The 17,006-nt window shown below is 61.1% G+C and carries 13 protein-coding genes and 1 pseudogene; 5 read left to right on the top strand and 9 right to left on the bottom strand.

What is annotated here, in order from left to right; all coding sequences use genetic code 11:
- Position 1 precedes the first annotated feature (1 nt).
- Genes DSM107133_RS18340 through DSM107133_RS18355 form a run of 4 tightly spaced genes read left to right on the top strand, consistent with a single transcriptional unit; the run spans position 2 to position 4,626 of the window.
- A complete protein-coding gene (locus DSM107133_RS18340; RefSeq protein ID WP_114294667.1) occupies positions 2–1,135 on the top strand; it encodes a Gfo/Idh/MocA family oxidoreductase in 1,134 nt (377 codons plus the stop codon).
- Positions 1,132–2,640 (top strand): sugar ABC transporter ATP-binding protein, encoded by a 1,509-nt coding sequence (locus DSM107133_RS18345; RefSeq protein WP_114294668.1) that lies wholly within the window; start codon positions 1,132–1,134, stop codon positions 2,638–2,640. Before DSM107133_RS18340 ends, DSM107133_RS18345 begins: the two co-directional genes overlap by 4 nt.
- Positions 2,640–3,638, top strand: coding sequence for an ABC transporter permease (locus tag DSM107133_RS18350; RefSeq protein ID WP_114294669.1), 999 nt, complete (start codon positions 2,640–2,642; stop codon positions 3,636–3,638). The genes DSM107133_RS18345 and DSM107133_RS18350 overlap by 1 nt, the downstream gene beginning before the upstream one ends.
- A 43-nt stretch (positions 3,639–3,681) precedes the next feature.
- Entirely contained in the window at positions 3,682–4,626 is a 945-nt protein-coding gene (locus DSM107133_RS18355; protein WP_114294670.1) for an ABC transporter substrate-binding protein, read from the top strand.
- 142 nt (positions 4,627–4,768) lie between these two features.
- Here the strand turns inward: DSM107133_RS18355 and DSM107133_RS18360 are convergent, their stop codons facing one another.
- From DSM107133_RS18360 to DSM107133_RS18390, 7 genes are all read right to left on the bottom strand, one after another.
- Positions 4,769–7,069, bottom strand: coding sequence for a cytochrome P450/oxidoreductase (locus DSM107133_RS18360; RefSeq protein WP_114294671.1), 2,301 nt, complete (start codon positions 7,067–7,069; stop codon positions 4,769–4,771).
- A 170-nt stretch (positions 7,070–7,239) separates the two neighbouring features.
- Positions 7,240–8,040, bottom strand: coding sequence for a 2-oxo-hept-4-ene-1,7-dioate hydratase (gene hpaH / locus DSM107133_RS18365; protein WP_114294672.1), 801 nt, complete (start codon positions 8,038–8,040; stop codon positions 7,240–7,242).
- Positions 8,037–8,891 carry a fumarylacetoacetate hydrolase family protein gene (locus DSM107133_RS18370; RefSeq protein WP_114294673.1) on the bottom strand — a complete coding sequence of 285 codons (855 nt, stop codon included), beginning with the start codon at positions 8,889–8,891 and terminating at the stop codon, positions 8,037–8,039. Before DSM107133_RS18370 ends, hpaH begins: the two co-directional genes overlap by 4 nt.
- A 2-nt stretch (positions 8,892–8,893) precedes the next feature.
- The gene (locus DSM107133_RS18375) at positions 8,894–10,366 is read right to left on the bottom strand and encodes an NAD-dependent succinate-semialdehyde dehydrogenase (RefSeq protein ID WP_114294674.1); all 1,473 of its coding nucleotides are present in this window, start codon (positions 10,364–10,366) and stop codon (positions 8,894–8,896) included.
- Entirely contained in the window at positions 10,363–11,346 is a 984-nt protein-coding gene (gene hpaD / locus DSM107133_RS18380; protein WP_114294675.1) for a 3,4-dihydroxyphenylacetate 2,3-dioxygenase, read from the bottom strand. Before hpaD ends, DSM107133_RS18375 begins: the two co-directional genes overlap by 4 nt.
- Positions 11,346–12,857 (bottom strand): 5-carboxymethyl-2-hydroxymuconate semialdehyde dehydrogenase, encoded by a 1,512-nt coding sequence (gene hpaE, locus DSM107133_RS18385; protein ID WP_114294676.1) that lies wholly within the window; start codon positions 12,855–12,857, stop codon positions 11,346–11,348. The genes hpaD and hpaE overlap by 1 nt, the downstream gene beginning before the upstream one ends.
- 43 nt (positions 12,858–12,900) lie before the next feature.
- Positions 12,901–13,290, bottom strand: coding sequence for a 5-carboxymethyl-2-hydroxymuconate Delta-isomerase (locus tag DSM107133_RS18390; RefSeq protein WP_114294677.1), 390 nt, complete (start codon positions 13,288–13,290; stop codon positions 12,901–12,903).
- An 87-nt stretch (positions 13,291–13,377) separates the two neighbouring features.
- On the opposite strand from DSM107133_RS18390, the pseudogene DSM107133_RS18395 reads away from it, so the two are divergent.
- Positions 13,378–13,593, top strand: a pseudogene (locus tag DSM107133_RS18395) (Tm-1-like ATP-binding domain-containing protein); the annotation flags it as partial.
- A 289-nt stretch (positions 13,594–13,882) separates the two neighbouring features.
- Here DSM107133_RS18395 and DSM107133_RS18400 read toward each other — a convergent pair.
- The gene (locus DSM107133_RS18400) at positions 13,883–14,320 is read right to left on the bottom strand and encodes a universal stress protein (protein ID WP_114294678.1); all 438 of its coding nucleotides are present in this window, start codon (positions 14,318–14,320) and stop codon (positions 13,883–13,885) included.
- Positions 14,317–16,926 (bottom strand): TRAP transporter permease, encoded by a 2,610-nt coding sequence (locus DSM107133_RS18405; RefSeq protein ID WP_114294679.1) that lies wholly within the window; start codon positions 16,924–16,926, stop codon positions 14,317–14,319. The genes DSM107133_RS18400 and DSM107133_RS18405 overlap by 4 nt, the downstream gene beginning before the upstream one ends.
- Between the last annotated feature and the right edge of the window lie 80 nt (positions 16,927–17,006).

Here is a 17,006-nt window from a genome sequence, read left to right on the forward strand (position 1 = left end):
GATGAAACCTATCAGACTGGGCATGATCGGCGGCGGGAATGACGCGTTCATCGGCGGGGTGCACCGCATCGCGTCGCGCATTGACGGACGGTTTCAGCTGGTTGCCGGGGCGCTGTCGTCGACGGCGGAGAAATCCAGGGCCTCGGGTGCGGCGCTAGGGCTGGCAGAGGATCGTTGCTATGGCGATTTCACCGAGATGGCGAAGCGCGAGGCCCGGTTGAAGGACGGGGTTGAGGCGGTGGCGATTGTCACGCCGAACCACGTGCATTACCCGGCGGCGCGCGAATTCCTGAAACGTGGCATCCATGTGATCTGTGACAAGCCGCTGACCTCGACCCTGGCGGATGCGAAAAAGCTGGTGGCTGCGGCGGAGAAGTCGGACGCGTTGTTTGTGCTGACGCATAATTACACCGGCTATCCGATGGTCCGCCAAGCCCGTGAGATGGTGCGGCAGGGCGACATTGGGAATCTACGCGTTGTGCAGGTTGAGTACCCGCAGGACTGGCTGACCGATGCGGTCGAAGCCGATGGCAGCAAGCAGGCGGAATGGCGCACCGATCCGGAACGTTCCGGCGCGGGGGGCTGTGTGGGCGATATCGGCACGCACGCCTATAATCTGGCGCGCTTTGTCACGGGATTGCAGCTGGAAAGTCTGGCGGCTGATCTGAGCACCTTTGTCGAGGGGCGGCGGCTGGATGACAACGTGCATGTGATGCTGCGCTTTGACGGCGGGGCCAAGGGCATGTTGTGGTCGTCGCAGGTGGCGCCGGGCAATGAAAACGGTCTGCGGTTGCGGGTGTACGGCGACAAGGGCGGGCTGGAATGGGCGCAGGAAGATCCGAATTACCTGTGGTTCACGCCCTTCGGCGCGCCAAAGCGTTTGCTGACCCGCAACGGGGCTGGTGCGACTGCGGGCAATCAAGGGGCCTCGCGCATTCCGCCGGGACACCCCGAGGGCTATCTTGAAGGGTTCGCGAATATCTACAACGAGGCGGCGGACCTGATCGTCGCGGCGCGGGATGGCAAGACGCCGGATCACCTGTTGCCGACGGTGCAGGACGGGCTGGAAGGGGTCGCCTTTATCGACGCCTGTGTGCGCTCGTCGAAGCGTGATGCGGCGTGGGTCAAGCTATGAGCGAAACCCGTGCCCTCACGCTGGCTGATGTCTGCCGGAGTTTCGGGCCGGTGCAGGTGTTGCACGACATCAACCTGACCCTGCGACCCGGCGAGGTGCACGCCCTGATCGGAGAGAACGGGGCGGGCAAATCGACGGCGATGAAGATCATGTCGGGCTATCTGGAGCCGACGAAGGGGCAGGTGAAGCTGGACGATGCGCCGGTGCGCTTTGCCTCTTCGCAACAGGCCGAGGCGCAGGGGGTTGTGCTGATCCATCAGGAGTTCAACCTGGCGGATCAGCTGAGCGTGGAGCAGAACATCTTTCTGGGGCACGAGAAACGGCGTGGTCTGTTCCTGGACAAGGGGTGGATGCAGGCCGAGACGCGCAGGCTGCTGGACCGGCTGAACTGCAAGGTGTCGCCCACTGCGCGGGTCCGCGACATTTCCAATGCGGACAAACAGATGGTCGAGATCGCCAAGGCGCTGTCGCGGCGCGCGCAGGTGTTGATCATGGATGAGCCCACCGCCGTACTGACCGAGCGCGAGGCGGAGGTGCTGTTCGAGCAGGTGGAGCGGCTGAAGGCCGAGGGGGTGGCGATCCTGTTCACATCGCACAAGCTGGATGAGGTGAAGCGGATCTCGGACCGGATCACGGTATTGCGCGACGGGCATGTGGTGGCGCAGGGCATGACGACCGAATTCAACGAGGACCAGATGGCCGAAGCGATGGTGGGGCGCGATGTGTCGTCACTCTATCCGGTGCGCACGGCCGCCGTCAGCGATGAGCCGGCGCTGGAGGTCAAAGGGCTGAACGTGCCGGGCTATGCCCGTGACATCAGCTTTACCCTGCGCAAGGGCGAGATACTGGGGATTTCCGGGCTGATCGGCTCGGGCCGTACCGAGGCGATGGAGGGGCTGACGGGGCTGCGCAGCGCGCAGGGCGATGTGCGCATCAATGGCAAGCCCGTCACCCTGCGGTCGCCGCAACAGGCGCAGGCGGCGGGGCTGTGCTACCTGACCGAGGATCGCAAGGGCCGGGGGCTGCTGCTGCAAAAGGGGATGCGCGAAAACCTGACCCTGCAGGCGCTGCCGGAGTTCACCAACTGGCTGATAGATCACAAGGCGGAAGACGCGGCGCTGACACGGGCGATTGCCGATTTCGACATCCGCTGCCCGACCCGCGAGGTGCTGGTGGGCAACCTGTCGGGGGGCAACCAGCAAAAGCTGCTGATCGCCAAGATCATGCTGACCGAACCGGATATCGTCATCATCGACGAGCCGACGCGGGGCATCGACATCGGCACCAAGCAACAGATTTACGAATTCATCCATGCGCTGTCGGCGGCGGGCAAATCCATCATCGTGGTCAGTTCCGAGATGCAGGAGGTCATTGGCCTTGCGGATCGGGTGCTGGTCATGCGGCTGGGGACCATCGCGGGCGAAGTCAGCGGAGATGACATGACAGAAGACAAGATCGTGCGGCTCGCCATGGGTCTGGGCGCGAACAGGCAAGAGGTACTTTGATGACTGCCACCGAAACACAATCAAGCAGGGCGTCAACAGGCGTGAACCTGAAGGTGCTGGGGCCTATTCTGGCGCTGGTCGTTCTGGTTGTCGTTGGTGCCGCGCTGAACGGGAATTTCCTGAGCGCGGCCAATATCACCAACGTTCTGTCGCGGTCCGCCTTTATCGGGATTATCGCGGTTGGCATGACATTTGTCATCACGGCCGGCGGGCTGGACCTGTCGGTTGGGTCGATGGCGGCCTTTATCGCGGGGCTGATGATTTTGGTGATGAACGCGATGCTGCCTGCGATGGGGCCGGGCTGGCCGCTGGTTTTCGTGGGCATGCTCACGGCGATGGTGGCAGGGACGCTGGCCGGGTTCGTGAACGGGTTCCTGATCACCACCATGCGGATCGAGGCGTTTATCGTGACGCTGGGGACGATGGGCATTTACCGCAGTCTGGTCACGTGGTTGGCCGATGGCGGCACGCTCTCGCTGGATTTCGGGATGCGCTCGGTGATCCGGCCGATCTATTTTGACGGTATTCTTGGGATCAGCTGGCCGATTATCGTCTTTGCGCTGGTGGCGATCATCGGCGAGCTGGTGATGCGGCGCGCCGCGTTCGGTCGCCATGCGGCGGCGGTCGGGTCCAACGATCAGGTGGCGCGCTATTCATCGGTCAACGTCAACCGCGTGCGGATGCTGACCTATGTCTTTCTCGGCATCCTCGTCGGGGTGGCGACGATCATGTATGTCCCGCGCCTTGGCTCGGCGTCGCCCAGCACCGGCGTGCTGTGGGAACTGGAAGCCATCGCGGCGGTGATCATTGGGGGCACCATGCTCAAGGGCGGTTTCGGCCGCGTCTGGGGCACGGTGATCGGCGTGCTGATCCTGTCGCTGATCGACAATATTCTGAATTTGACGGATGGCGTGTCGCCCTATCTGAACGGGGCCATACAGGGTGTCATCATCATTCTGGCCGTCATCCTGCAACGCGACAAGAAGGCGGAGAGCTGAGAACAGCCCTTCGGGAGACCATGGTAAACAGAGGAGATAAGCCATGAAATTTGCGAAAATTACGGCGGCCGCACTGGCGGCGACACTGGCGATGCCGGTGCTGGCACAGGAAACCAAGGTCATCGGGGTGTCGATCCCGGCGGCAACGCACGGCTGGGCGGGCGGCATGAACTTTCACGCGCAACAGGCGGTGGACCGGCTGGAGAAGGTCTATCCGGAACTGGATTTCGTGCTGGCAACCGCATCTGACCCGGCCAAACAGGTCAACGACATCGAAGACATGCTGGCCACGCGCAACATCAGCGCGCTGGTGGTTCTGCCCTTTGAATCCGAGCCGCTGACCAGCCCGGTCAAGGCGGTTGCAGACAGCGGCGCGTGGGTGACGGTGGTTGACCGTGGTCTTGCCATTCCCGGTATCGAGGATCTGTATGTGGCCGGTGACAACCCCGGCTTTGGCAAGGTATCGGGCGAATACATGGCCTCGGCCATGCCCGATGGCGGCGATATCGTGGTGTTCCGCGGCATCCCGACCACCATCGACAACGAGCGCGTCGAAGGCTTTCAGAGCGCGATTGACGGGTCGGGTATCAACATTCTGGCAATGGAACACGGCAACTGGAACCGTGACGACAGTTTCACCGTGATGCAGGATTTTCTGTCGAAATACGACAAGATCGACGCGGTCTGGGCATCGGATGACGACATGGCCATCGGTGTGCTGGCGGCCATCGAACAATCGGGGCGCGACGATATCAAGTTTGTGCTGGGCGGTGCAGGCATGAAGGAAATGGTGGCCAAGGTGCGCGACGGCGATCCGATGATTCCGGCGGACGTGACCTATCCGCCGTCGATGATTGCCACGGCGATTGAAATGACAGCGGTGGGCATGACGTCAACCGCGCCTGTTTCGGGCACCTTCACCATCGGGTCGGTCCTGATCACGCAAGAGAACGCCGCTGACTTTTACTACGAAGACAGCCCGTTCTGATCTGCGCAAACCGGTCGAGGGGCTTTTGTGCCCTTCGACCACCTTCCGGCACGCAGCGCGCCGGGTGGGTTGAACCGCGTCGGCCAACGCCTTTTGGCCACCTTGCTGTTCGCAAGATCGCTGTTGAAAAGCTGCGCTGGAATTACAGCGCGATCTTGATCGGCGTGCCATCCGCCGAGCGCGAGCAGCAACTCATCATCCGGCGGCTCTCTTGTCGCTCTGCGCGTGTCAGCACCATGTCGCGATGGTCGATCTTTCCCTCTACGACGTCGACCTCGCAAGAGCCGCAAAGCCCTTCGCGGCAGTCACAGGGTACGTCAACACCCGCTGCCTGAATGACATCCAGCAGGGTTCTATCGCGCGGCACCGTCAGTGTGAGACCCGAGTCGACAAGCTGAACATCGAAGGGAATTTCGTCTTCGGGGGCCAGTCCGGCGGCTGTGCTGCTGAAATGTTCAGACCGGAATGTGCCTTGGGGTAAATCCGCCGCAAGAGCCTCAAGCGCGGTCAGCAGACCAGCGGGACCACAGGCATAGATTTGCCCACCGTCAGGCAGGTCTTGTATCAGCGCAGGAAGGTTCGCTCTTGTACCTTCATCGGTCACATGCACCGTCAGGGCAGGGCCGTGATCGCGTGCCAGACGATCCAGAAACGCCATTCTTGCACGCGACCGCCCGGCATAGTGCAGCGTGTAACTGGCCCCGAGGGTCTTCAGACGCTCTGCCATGGCGATGACTGGTGTGATCCCTATCCCGCCTGCGATCAGCATGTAATGCGATGCCCCCGTGTCCAGCCGAAAGAGGTTCGCAGGGCCGCGCAGGCCAATTTCCATTCCCGTGCGCAGCGTGTCGTGAATGTGGCACGACCCGCCCTTGCCAGCCGCTTCGCGTAGAATTGCAACCCGATAGGTGCCGTCGTCAGGCGCACCGCAAAGCGAATATTTGCGGTCGAAACCGCCCACGCACAGCTCGACATGAGACCCCGGCGTCCATTCGGGCAGCGCGCGCCCGTCTGCCGATCCCAGTGCCAGACCCAGCACCCCGTCGGCCTCGTGCCGGATGTCGGTAACGCGGACCCGGCGTGCAATATCGCGGCGCTCAGGGGCACCCACGGCAAATTCGCAGCGCGGCTGCAAGCACAGGGCATCGGCCCGTTCAGGGTTTGATGCGGGGTTCCATTCAACCCACAGGGCATCTGGCCCACGGAACGACATGTTTGGCATATAGCTGAAATCCTGCTTTGCCAGTCGCAGATGCGGCAAGCGCCGCGAGACCTCTTCGAGGAAAATCCGCATCTCCATACGGCCGATGTTCTTGCCCATACATTGATGCGCGCCATAGCCGAAAGTCAGGTGATCGACAGCATTGTCGCGGTAGATATCGAATGTTTCGCCATTCTCGAAATGTCGCGGGTCGCGGTTGCCGCTGGCCTGCACGATCAACAGCTTGGCCCCTTCGGGCAGATCCACGCCACCCACCGAGGCGGGGGCTGTTGTTTGCCGTCGCCACGCCACGATAGACCCCGCATAGCGCAGGCACTCTTCGACGGCGTTGGGGATAAGTGCGGGATTGGCGCAGACATCCTCCCAGGCAGAGCGGTGTGTCAGAAGCGTTTTGAACATGTTGGCCGAGGCCAGCGACGTTGTTTCGTGAGCGGCCACGATAATCGCCATCATCATCGAATGAACATAGCTGTCTGTCACCACGTCGGGGCGTTTGGCGTTCATACGAATGGTGTGATGCATCCAGCCGGTGCCGTCGGTTTGCGCCCGCATTTTCTTGATCACGGCACCGGCGTATTGCCAGAACCGCCCGACTTCGTCCGCGACCTGCGACTGCTGTTCTTTCGAGGGCCGCCCCCATGTGTTCACTGAATGGGCCAGCGAGAATGTGCGCAGCGTGTCGATCTCGTCCTCGGGCACACCCAGGAAGTGCAGCGCGACCAGCAGCGGCACCTCGTACAACAGCGCCTCGACCAGATTCGCGCGCCCGTCGTCGATAATGGCATCAATTCTTTCGCGCGTCAGGCTGCGTATCATGGCGTGATGATGTTCGAGGTTCTCCGGCAGGAAGTGGTCCAGCAGCAACCGGCGACGTTCCAGATGGGCAGGCTCGTCCTCGTTCACCAGCGTGCGGTCCATGCCATAGTCGTAGCTGCGCAAGATCCGCAGGGCCTCATCGGTGGGGGGAGAGATTTTTTCAAGCACATTGCGCGGCGAAAACAGCACAGGGTCGCGAAACACCGCCTTGATATCGTGGTAGCGGGTGACGACCCAATAGCCCAGCCTGGGTGCATAAAAGACCGGATTTTGTGCCCGCGCCCAGGCCAGCGCCTGTGCCGGATCGGTCTGATAGGGGGTGTCAAAAGGATCGAATTCACGCGCCATTGCGGCCGGATCGCCCATTGGGCAGCCGCGTTGGTCTGTCTGGTTGCGCCCGATCATAAGTCACCCTCCCTTTTGGCGCCCGGCCATGGAGATGGCCAATTTATGAGCGGCGCCGAGCGTGGTTTGGCGTTGGTTCTGAGCACACCATGGTCTATGCGGCACGGGACTGGCTACTGTTTTTTCGTGTGAAACAGCCGCGGAATATCCAGGATGAATGGGTCCAGAGCCTAGGCGAAAGAGAGTTCGACATCACCGAAATCACCGAAATCGGCGGTGATCGCGCTGCCCGACGGGCATTCGACGGGGCGGATGAAACTGCCCGACAGGATCACCTGACCGGGTTCGATGCTTTGCCCGTATTGCGCCATGCGGCGGGCCAGCCAGACGACGCTTTCCACCGGATCGTTCAGCACGCCGGCCCCCAGGCCGGTTTCTTCGACCGCGCCGTCGCGCGTGGTGATCGCACCCACCCAGCGCAGGTCAAAGGCATCAACCGCGTGGCGTTGCGGGCCCAGCACGATACCGGCATTGGCGGCATTGTCGCTGATGGTGTCAAAAACGCTGCGGGTCTTGCCGGTTTCGCCGTCGACACGCACAATCCGTGTGTCCAGAATTTCGATAGACGGGGCGACATAATCGGTGGCCGCGATCACATCGGCGCGGGTCACATCGGCACCGCCAATGGCGGATTTCATGACAAAGGCGATCTCGGCCTCGATCCGCGGTTGGATAAACCGGCCCGCGGGCACGGTGGTGCCGTGGTCGAATGCCATATCGTCGAACAGAATACCGCTGTCGGGAATGTCGATCCCCAGCGCATATTGCATCGCCTTCGAGGTCAGGCCGATTTTCCAGCCGATCACCTTGCGACCCCGCGCCAGCTTGGCCGCGCAAATCGCGTTCTGAACCGCATAGGCATCATCCATCCCGATGTCGGGATGGCGCAGGCTGAGCAGGCCGATCTGGTCGCGGCTGTCTTCTGCTGCCAGCAGGTCGGCGGCGGCGCGGGCGTGGTCCTGAGGGGTCATACCGCTTCGTCCTCGACGGTGTTGCGCAGGGTGCCGATGCCGTTCACTTCAACCTCGACCACGTCGCCGGGTTTCAGGTATTGCGGCGGGTCCAGCCGCGCGCCCGATCCTGTCGGCGTGCCGGTCACGATAATGTCGCCCGGTTCCAGCGTCATGAAGGTCGAGATATATTCGATCTCGCGGCGGATCGGATGCATCATGCGGCTGAGCACATCATCCTGACGGACCTCGCCATTCACCCGCGTGATGATGCGCGCGTCGTCCAGCTGTGCAGCATCGGTGAAGGGCACCAGCCACGGGCCGATCGAACCCGAGTTGTCCCAGTTCTTGCCCTGCGTAACGTTGAATTTGGCGTGGCGCACCCAATCGCGGATCGTACCCTCGTTGCACAGGGTCAGCGCTGCGATGTGGTCATAGGCGTTTTCCTGCGAAATCCGGCGCCCGCCCTTGCCGATCACGATGGCCACCTCGCCCTCGTAATCCAGCGTGTGGTTTTCCGGCGGGCGGATCAGCGAGCGGTCATGGCCGGTAAAGCCGCTGGCAAAGCGCGGAAACAGCGACATGTATTTCGGCTGTTCGCTGCCGTCCTTGTATTCGGCGTTGCGGTCGGGAAAGTTCACGCCGACGCAGAGGATACGGCGGACATTGGGCATGACCATTTCGTATTGCACGTCGCGATGGGTTACCCCCTTGCCCTCGGCCACTTTGGCCAGCACGTCCAGACCGTCGGCCTGCACCGCGTCAAACAGCGTTGGCCAATCGGGGAATGAATCGTTCAGGGCGATCATGCCCGTGTCGGTGACGGCACCGTAAAAGGTTTCGCCGCCGGATGTGTAGGTTGCAAAGCGCATGTTTATGCCTCCGGTGCGGCGTCGATGCCGCCCATGCAGATGTATTTGAGTTCCAGAAAGTCATCGAGCCCGTGCCGCGCGCCTTCGCGCCCCAGCCCCGACATCTTGACGCCGCCAAAGGGTGCTTCGGCGGTCGAGATCAGGCCGGTGTTCACACCGACCATGCCGTAATCCAGCGCCTCGGACACGCGCCAGACGCGGGCGTGGTCACGGCTGTAGAAATACGAGGCAAGGCCGAATTCGGTGTCATTGGCGGCGGCCACAACTTCGGCTTCGGTCTCAAAGCGGAACAGGGGGGCGACGGGGCCGAATGTTTCCTCGGTGGCCACGGCCATGTCGGCGGTGACGCCGGTCAGGATGGTCGGTTCATAGAACGTACCACCCAGCCTGTGCGGCTTGCCGCCCAAGGTCACGGTCGCGCCCTTGGCGGTGGCATCGGCCACATGTTCGGCCACTTTGGCAACCGCCGCATCGTCGATCAGAGGGCCAAAAACAATGCCTTCGTCAAACCCGTTGCCGGTGGGCAGGCTGGCCACCTGCGCGGCCAGTTTTTCGGCAAAGGCGTCATAGACACCGGCCTGCACATAAATGCGATTGGCGCACACACAGGTCTGGCCGTTGTTGCGAAACTTGGCAATCACCGCGCCGTCAACGGCGGCGTCCAGATCGGCATCGTCAAAGACGATGAACGGCGCGTTGCCGCCCAGTTCCAGCCCCAGTTTCTTGATCGTCGGGGCCGATTGCGCATAAAGCTGCGCGCCGACTTCGGTGGATCCGGTAAAGGTCAGCTTGCGCACGACGGGGCTGCCGGTCATGGTCTTGCCAATCTCGCGGGCCGATCCGGTGACAACCGAAAACAGCCCTGCGGGCAATCCGGCCTGTTCCCCCAGAACCGCCAGCGCAATGGCCGAAAACGGGGTCTGACCCGCAGGTTTCAGCACCATAGCACAACCGGCAGCAAAGGCCGGACCGGCCTTGCGGGTGATCATCGCGTTGGGGAAGTTCCACGGTGTGATGGCCGCGACCACCCCGATGGGCTGCTTGATCGACAGGATGCGCTTGTCTGCCGCATGGCCCGGTGTGATGTCGCCATATGCGCGGCGGGCCTCTTCGGCAAACCATTCGATGAACGACGCACCATAGGCAATCTCGCCCGCGGCCTCGGCCACCGGCTTGCCCTGTTCGGCGGTCAGGATGCGGGCCAGATCGTCCTGGTTCTGCATCACCAGGTCGAACCAGCGGCGCAGCACATAGGACCGGTCTTTGGCGGTGCGCGCGGCCCAGCCCTTTTGCGCAACCTCTGCCGCTGCGATGGCGTCCAGTGTTTCGGTTGTGCCCAGCCTTGGCACATGGCCCAGCACCGCACCTGTTGCGGGGTTCGTGACCGCAACGCCGGCGCCGTCGGCATTGATCCAGCGGCCCCCGACAAGGGCCGCTTCCCGCATCAGCGCGGGGTTTTTCAGCTCAAGGCTCATGGCGCGATGATCGGACTTGCCGCGATTTCAGAGTCCTTGGTCTCGACGCCGACAAATGTCGTCCCGTGTTTGAACCAGCTTTCCGGCGCAGGCGCACCCCAAAGCGTCTGGCGCTGCGGGTCTTGCAGATCCCATTTGATCGCCTCCAGATCGGGGTCCACCGTCTGGTAATCCGAGCAATAGATTTCAATCCGGTGGCCGTCGGGGTCAAGGATATACAGGAAAAAGGCATTGGAAATGCCGTGACGGCCCGGACCGCGTTCGATGTTGCCGACATAGCCCGAGGTGGCCATCAGATCGAGCAGGTCAATGATGTTCAGCGGCGTTGGCACCCAGAACGCGACGTGGTGCATGCGCGGGCCGGTGCCGTTGGTGAACGCCATATCATGCACGCCGCCCTTGCGGTGCATCCATGCGGCCCACAGCTTTTTGCTGTCTTCATCCTCGGTGTATTCGGTGACGCGGAAGCCAAAGTCGGAATAGAACGCGACCGATGCATCAACATCATGGCTGAAGCAATTGAAATGGTCGATGCGCAGCGGTTTCACACCCCGGTACAGCGCGTATTTCTGGTGGATCGGCTCCAGCCGGTCCATTTTGTGATAGAATTCCAACGGAATGCCCATGTTGTCCGAGGTCAGCAGGGTCCTGCCCTGATAGGGGCGCTCGACCCAGGATGTCGGGCGGCCCTTGCCTTTGAAATAGGCTTCTGCCTTGTCCAGATCAGCCTCATCAAAGGTTTTGAACCCCATCACTTCGACGGTGCCGGGTTGGCCGGATTTTTGCAGGATGATGCAGTGATGCCCGCGCTCTTCCATTGCACGCAAATAGACGTGGCTGTCGCTTTCGTCGGTGACCTGCAAGCCCACGATCTCGGTGTAGAACGAGCGTGATGCAGCCAGATCAGACACGTTCAGGCAAACATGGCTCAGCCGGATGGTGTTGAAGTCGGGGTAAAGATTTGGCGCGGGGATAGGCATTAGAGGGCTCCCAGTTTGGTAATTTTATGCTGGCCGGTGGCGAAAGCGATGTTTTTCTGTTCCATGTAGAACTCGAACGACCAGTCACCGCCGTCACGGCCGATACCGCTGGCCTTGACCCCGCCAAAGGGCGCGGGCAGGTGGCGGACGTTTTCGGAATTCACCCAGATCATTCCGGCTTCCAGCTTGTCGGTGAAGCGCAGGGCGCGGGTCAGATCATTGGTCCAGACATAACCGGTCAGCCCGTAGGGGATGTCATTGGCAATTTGCAACGCTTCCTCTTCGGTGCTGAAGGGGATCGACGTCAGCACGGGGCCAAAGATTTCTTCCTGCGCGATGCGCATCTGGTTGGTGGCACCGGTGAACAGGGTGGGGCGCACGAAATAGCCCTCGTCGCCCACTTTCACGCCACCGGCGGCGACGGTCGCGCCGTCCTCAACAGCGATGTCGAAATAGCTGGTGACCTTGTTGTAATGTTCCTCGGTGACCAGCGGCCCAACCTCGGTTGTCGGGTCCAGCGGGTGACCGACCTTGATGTTGTTGACCCGTTCGACCAGCTTGGCCTCGAACTCCGCGCGGATGGTGTCCTGCACCAGCAGGCGGCTGGAGGAGGTGCAGCGCTCGCCGTTGATCGAATAGATCATGAAGATCACAGCATCCAGCGCGCGCTCCAGATCGGCGTCGTCGAAGACGATGACAGGGTTCTTGCCGCCCAGCTCAAGATGGTTGCGTTTCAGCGTATCGGCACCCTGTTTGGTGATCAGGGAACCGGTGCGGCTTTCTCCGACAAAGGCAATCGCCTTGATCCTGGGGTGTTCGCAAAGCGCCTTGCCCGCGCCCTCGCCAAAGCCGTTGACGGTGTTCAGAACGCCCGGGGGCAGGCCCGCTTCCTCGGCGATCTCGACCAGCAGGCGCGCGGTCAGCGGCGAGGCTTCGGCGGGTTTGTGCACCACGGTGCAACCTGCGGCCAGCGCGGGTGCAATCTTCCATGTCGACAGCATGAACGGCGTGTTCCACGGGGTGATGACGCCCACGGGGCCGATTGGCATACGGGTGGTGACGTTCATCAGCGTCGGCGATTTCAGGTGCTGGCCATCGCGGGCCTGCACAACCTGATCGGCAAAATAGCGAAAGTTCTCGGCGCCGCGCAGGGCGGCCTTGGACATGAACTTGTACGCCTGTCCGGTGTCCCAGCATTCGCACAGCGCAATTTCCTCGGCACGGGCTTCGATGCCCTCGGCCACGCGGATCAGGATTTTCCGACGCTCAAGCGCGGGCATGTCACGCCATGCGGCAAACGCATCATGCGCCGCATTGGCTGCTGCGTCGATGTCCTCGGATGCGCCATGCGCCACGTCGCAAATCACGCTTTTGTCGACGGGTGAGGTTGATTGAAAGACGCCCTTGCTGCCCGCAACGTCCTGTCCGGCAATGCGGTTCAGGATGCCGGTGTCGCGATAGCGGGCCAGGAAGCCGTCAAGCATTTTCAGATTGTTGTCTAGAACGGTCATAGGGGTCCTCGTTTAACTGGGCGTTGGGACGTCAAAGACATCCTCAAGAAATGCCCGTAAGGCGGGCGTGAATGGGCGTGTCTTTCCAGCTGAGATCCGGGTTGATGACCCTGATTTCGAGGGAAAGCGCGAAATGGGGCGTCGCCAGCGGGTCTTTCAGGCCCTCTTGCGCGGCAGTGAACAATGCGTCTCCTGCCGCTTTCAGCTGGTCTGTGCTGCGCCCCGCCCCGACACTAAGTGTCATGGCCAGAAAATCATTATCCGCATGTCCGTCAGCAACGATGACATGGTCCGCCCTGTGGGCGCGAATGCGGATTCCGGCGGTCGGGAAGACATCCGAGCTTACCATGATCTTGTGCAGCGCAGCGCACAGCGCAGGGATGTCAGCACGCTCTTCAAGAGATGGCGAATAATCAATGGACAGATGTGGCATGATTCCTCCCGAAACAAATATAACATGTTAAATAAATCGACTCTTGTCAATAGATAACGCGTTAATCATTATCGAAAAATTGGCAAAGGCACCGACTTTGCGCTTGACTGCGCCCGTGCGCTACCGCTGGGGGTGCCGAAATATGTGGTGTCGACCATTGCCTTTTCCGGTCTGATCGGGCCTGACCCTCTGTCTGCCGACATTCAGATGATCCTGTGGGCGGGTGGCCTGTACGGTCTGAACGACATTTGCATGGCGACACTTGGCCAGGCGGCCGGCGCTGTGTATGGCGCGGCGCAAGCGGCGGTGCACCCGAAACACCGCAAGGTAATGACCGATCCGGTCACACTGCATGACCTTGACTGCCATATCAACGATGTTGAGTTTGCCCAAAAGGTTCTGGAAATCGTCGACCGCCGGGTCGCGGATGGAACGATCAAGATGGAGGTGTAAAAGAGGTTTGTCGCGGGCCTGCCGGATTGGGCACGCGTGCTTTAGGGTCCTGACCCTACGACGTCGACCACCAGATTTTGCCCATTTCCAGTGCTTTTTTAGGCCAGCGGAAACTTTGCGACACGAGCAGGCTGGCGGTTCAGCGCACAACGTAAACCGAGCAGGTCGCGTGGCGTACGATCCGCGCCGCGTTCGGGCCCAGCAGATAGTCTGTCAGATCCGCCTGACGCGCACCGCCGACCACGATAAGCGACGGATCGTCTGCCTTGGCCAGTTTCAGCACCTCTTCATAGACACGCCCCGTCAGGATCACATGGCGGACCTTGGCGTTCTGGTCCGCGTCCAGCGCCTCGGTGACCATTTTGTTAAGGGCGGCCTTGGCCTCGGACAGGGCCCTGGCATGGTGGTCCTTGTCGAAATAGCCGCCGACCGAGCTCATGCCAAAGTCGGGCACCACCGCCACGATGTCCAGCTGCGCCCCGCGCAATCTGGCCAGTTCGGCAGCGGTCTGGATGGTTTTGGTGTCTTCCTTGGGGTTGGACACGTCGACGGCACATAGAATGGGTTGAACGGTCATGCGGGCACTCCTTCCCGCGATATGCGGGCACGTTGAAGAAAGGCGATCAGTCCCAAGAGCAGCAGGGCGGGAAGGAACACGATTTCCTGCGGCATCTGCTTGGCCGGTGCCTTGACCGTGGTGATCTGCACCGGATCGTCACCATAGAAATCAAAGCTCGACATCGTGTCCGAGAAGGGTGTGCCGAACATCGGCTCGTCCATTTTCATCACGCCGTCTTCTTCCAGCAGCAACAGCCCTGCGGCCTCCAGACGCTGCTCGGCGGTGCCTTCGCCTTCGACGGTCAGCACCAATGTGGTTTCCTTGGTTTCGCCGGTGTCAAAGTCTGGCCCGGATACGATCAGCCGCAATTCGTCACCGTCACTGGCCGCACCCAGTGCGTCGCTGATGCCCGCAGGGGCGATCAGTTTGAACGGCGGTTGCAGGTGGTTGATCACATAGTCGGGCCGGAACATCACAAAGGCCACCAGCACCAATGCGATGCTTTCGTAAATGCGGCTGCGGGTCAGGAAATAGCCCATGGTGCCTGCGGTAAACACAAGAATGGCAATGGTCGCGGATATGAACACCACGATCCCCTGTAACCACGTTACGTCGATCAACAGCAGGTCGGTGTTAAAGATGAACACGAACGGCAAGGCGACGGTGCGCAGGCTGTAGAAAAACGCGACAAAGCCGGTGCGGATGGCGTCACCGCCCGATACCGCCGCAGCGGCAAAGCTGGCCAGACCCACGGGCGGGGTCACGTCGGCCATGATGCCGAAATAGAAAACGAACAGGTGCACGGCAATCAGCGGAACGATCAACCCGGATTGCGCGCCCAGCTCCACAACCACGCCGGCCATCAGCGATGACACCACGATATAGTTGGCCGTGGTTGGCAGGCCCATGCCCAAAATCAGGGACAGCAGACCGACAAGAACAAGCATCAGGATCAGATTGCCACCGGACAGGAACTCGACCAGATCGGCCATCACCTGACCCACGCCGGTCAGGGTGACCGTGCCGACGATGACACCCGCCGTGGCCGTGGCCAGACCGATGCCGATCATGTTGCGCGCACCGTCAATCAATCCCTGAACAAGGTCACCGACACCAGCCTTGATATGGTTGGCCGTGTCGCTTTGGCCCCGGAACATCGCCTTGAGCGGGCGCTGGGTCAGCAGGATCACGAACAGCAGCGCGGTCGCCCAAAAGGCCGACAGGCCGGGAGATTTCTGTTCGATCATCAGGAAATAGACCAGCACGATGATCGGCAGCAGGAAATACAGGCCCGACTTGTAGATCTCGCCCACCACGGGCAGTTCCACCACCTCGGCGTTGGGATCATCCGGTTCCAGATCGGGCACTGTCGACGCCAGATACAGCAGACCTGCATAGGCGGCAAAGATCAGCACCGACATCACCGTGCCCGACATACCCGGCACGGCCGCAACGATCCAGCTGACAGGATACTGTACGCCATAGCACAAGGCAGCAAAGCCCACGAAAAACGCTGCCATGCCGCCGATGGTCTTGCCCATCGACACCACGCGGTTGCCCAGCGTCGGCATGTTGTTCTTCACCGCTTCCAGATGCACGATATAGACCAGCGCGATATAGCTGATGGTCGCGGGCAGGAATGCGTGGGTGATGACCTCGACATAGGAAATGCCGACATATTCCACCATCAAAAACGCCGCAGCCCCCATGACCGGTGGCATGATCTGCCCGTTGACGGATGACGCGACCTCGACCGCGCCGGCCTTTTCCGACGAAAAGCCGACGCGCTTCATCAGCGGGATGGTGAAGGTGCCGGTGGTCACAACATTGGCGATGGAAGAACCGGAAATCAGGCCCGTGGCCGCCGATCCGACAACCGCAGCCTTGGCCGGCCCCCCCTTGAGGTGACCCAATGCGCCAAAGGCCATCTTGATGAAATAGTTGCCCGCGCCGGCTTTATCCAGCAGGGCCCCGAACAACACGAACAGGAACACGAACTTGGTCGACACCCCCAGCGCGATGCCAAAGACACCTTCCGAGGTGATCCACATATGGCTCATCGCCTTTTTCAGCGAGGCGCCTTTCCAGCGGATCACGTCAGGCACCCATTCGGATGACCCGAAGAACACATAACCCAGGAAAATAACCGCAATGATCGCCATCGCAGGCCCCAGCGCGCGGCGCGCGCCTTCGAACAGGATCAACAGGCCGACCAAAGCCACCCATTTGTCCACGTCATCGGCAAGGCCACCGGCGTCGACGATCTTTTGATAGAAAAAGAACCCGTACATGGCGATGAATGCACCCAGAAGACCCATGAACCAGTCTTGCAAAGGGATATGGTCGCGCGGGCTGGATTTCAGCGCCGGATAGGCCATGAACGCCAGAAACACCGCAAAGGCCAGATGGACCTGACGCGAATTGTTCACGATGTCTCCGGGCAGGATATAGTTGGACAGCGGTGAAGCCAGGACCACCTGGAACAGAGACCAGACGACAGCGACAACCGCCAGCAAAGTGCCAACAGCGCCCACAGGATTGCGCGCGCCCGCATCCGACGAGGACACAAGGTCTTGCAGTTCCTCTTCGCTCAAGGCGCGGTTTTCTACACGTTTGTCAGCCATATCGGTTCTGTCCCTGTCTGAATTGCCCAGATCAATTGTTGGTCTTGTAAAAAGGGGAGCGGCGTTTCCGCCGGCTCCCC

The organism is Pseudosulfitobacter sp. DSM 107133, from assembly GCF_022788695.1.
Lineage (GTDB): Bacteria > Pseudomonadota > Alphaproteobacteria > Rhodobacterales > Rhodobacteraceae > Pseudosulfitobacter.

What these genes read in the sequence shown, in the direction of transcription:
- DSM107133_RS18340 (WP_114294667.1), top strand. Translation starts at nt 2, where the DNA reads ATGAAACCTATCAGACTGGGCATGATCGGCGGCGGGAATGACGCGTTC.
- DSM107133_RS18345 (WP_114294668.1), top strand. Translation starts at nt 1,132, where the DNA reads ATGAGCGAAACCCGTGCCCTCACGCTGGCTGATGTCTGCCGGAGTTTC.
- DSM107133_RS18350 (WP_114294669.1), top strand. Translation starts at nt 2,640, where the DNA reads ATGACTGCCACCGAAACACAATCAAGCAGGGCGTCAACAGGCGTGAAC.
- DSM107133_RS18355 (WP_114294670.1), top strand. Translation starts at nt 3,682, where the DNA reads ATGAAATTTGCGAAAATTACGGCGGCCGCACTGGCGGCGACACTGGCG.
- DSM107133_RS18360 (WP_114294671.1), bottom strand. Translation starts at nt 7,069, where the DNA reads ATGATCGGGCGCAACCAGACAGACCAACGCGGCTGCCCAATGGGCGAT.
- hpaH (WP_114294672.1), bottom strand. Translation starts at nt 8,040, where the DNA reads ATGACCCCTCAGGACCACGCCCGCGCCGCCGCCGACCTGCTGGCAGCA.
- DSM107133_RS18370 (WP_114294673.1), bottom strand. Translation starts at nt 8,891, where the DNA reads ATGCGCTTTGCAACCTACACATCCGGCGGCGAAACCTTTTACGGTGCC.
- DSM107133_RS18375 (WP_114294674.1), bottom strand. Translation starts at nt 10,366, where the DNA reads ATGAGCCTTGAGCTGAAAAACCCCGCGCTGATGCGGGAAGCGGCCCTT.
- hpaD (WP_114294675.1), bottom strand. Translation starts at nt 11,346, where the DNA reads ATGCCTATCCCCGCGCCAAATCTTTACCCCGACTTCAACACCATCCGG.
- hpaE (WP_114294676.1), bottom strand. Translation starts at nt 12,857, where the DNA reads ATGACCGTTCTAGACAACAATCTGAAAATGCTTGACGGCTTCCTGGCC.
- DSM107133_RS18390 (WP_114294677.1), bottom strand. Translation starts at nt 13,290, where the DNA reads ATGCCACATCTGTCCATTGATTATTCGCCATCTCTTGAAGAGCGTGCT.
- DSM107133_RS18400 (WP_114294678.1), bottom strand. Translation starts at nt 14,320, where the DNA reads ATGACCGTTCAACCCATTCTATGTGCCGTCGACGTGTCCAACCCCAAG.
- DSM107133_RS18405 (WP_114294679.1), bottom strand. Translation starts at nt 16,926, where the DNA reads ATGGCTGACAAACGTGTAGAAAACCGCGCCTTGAGCGAAGAGGAACTG.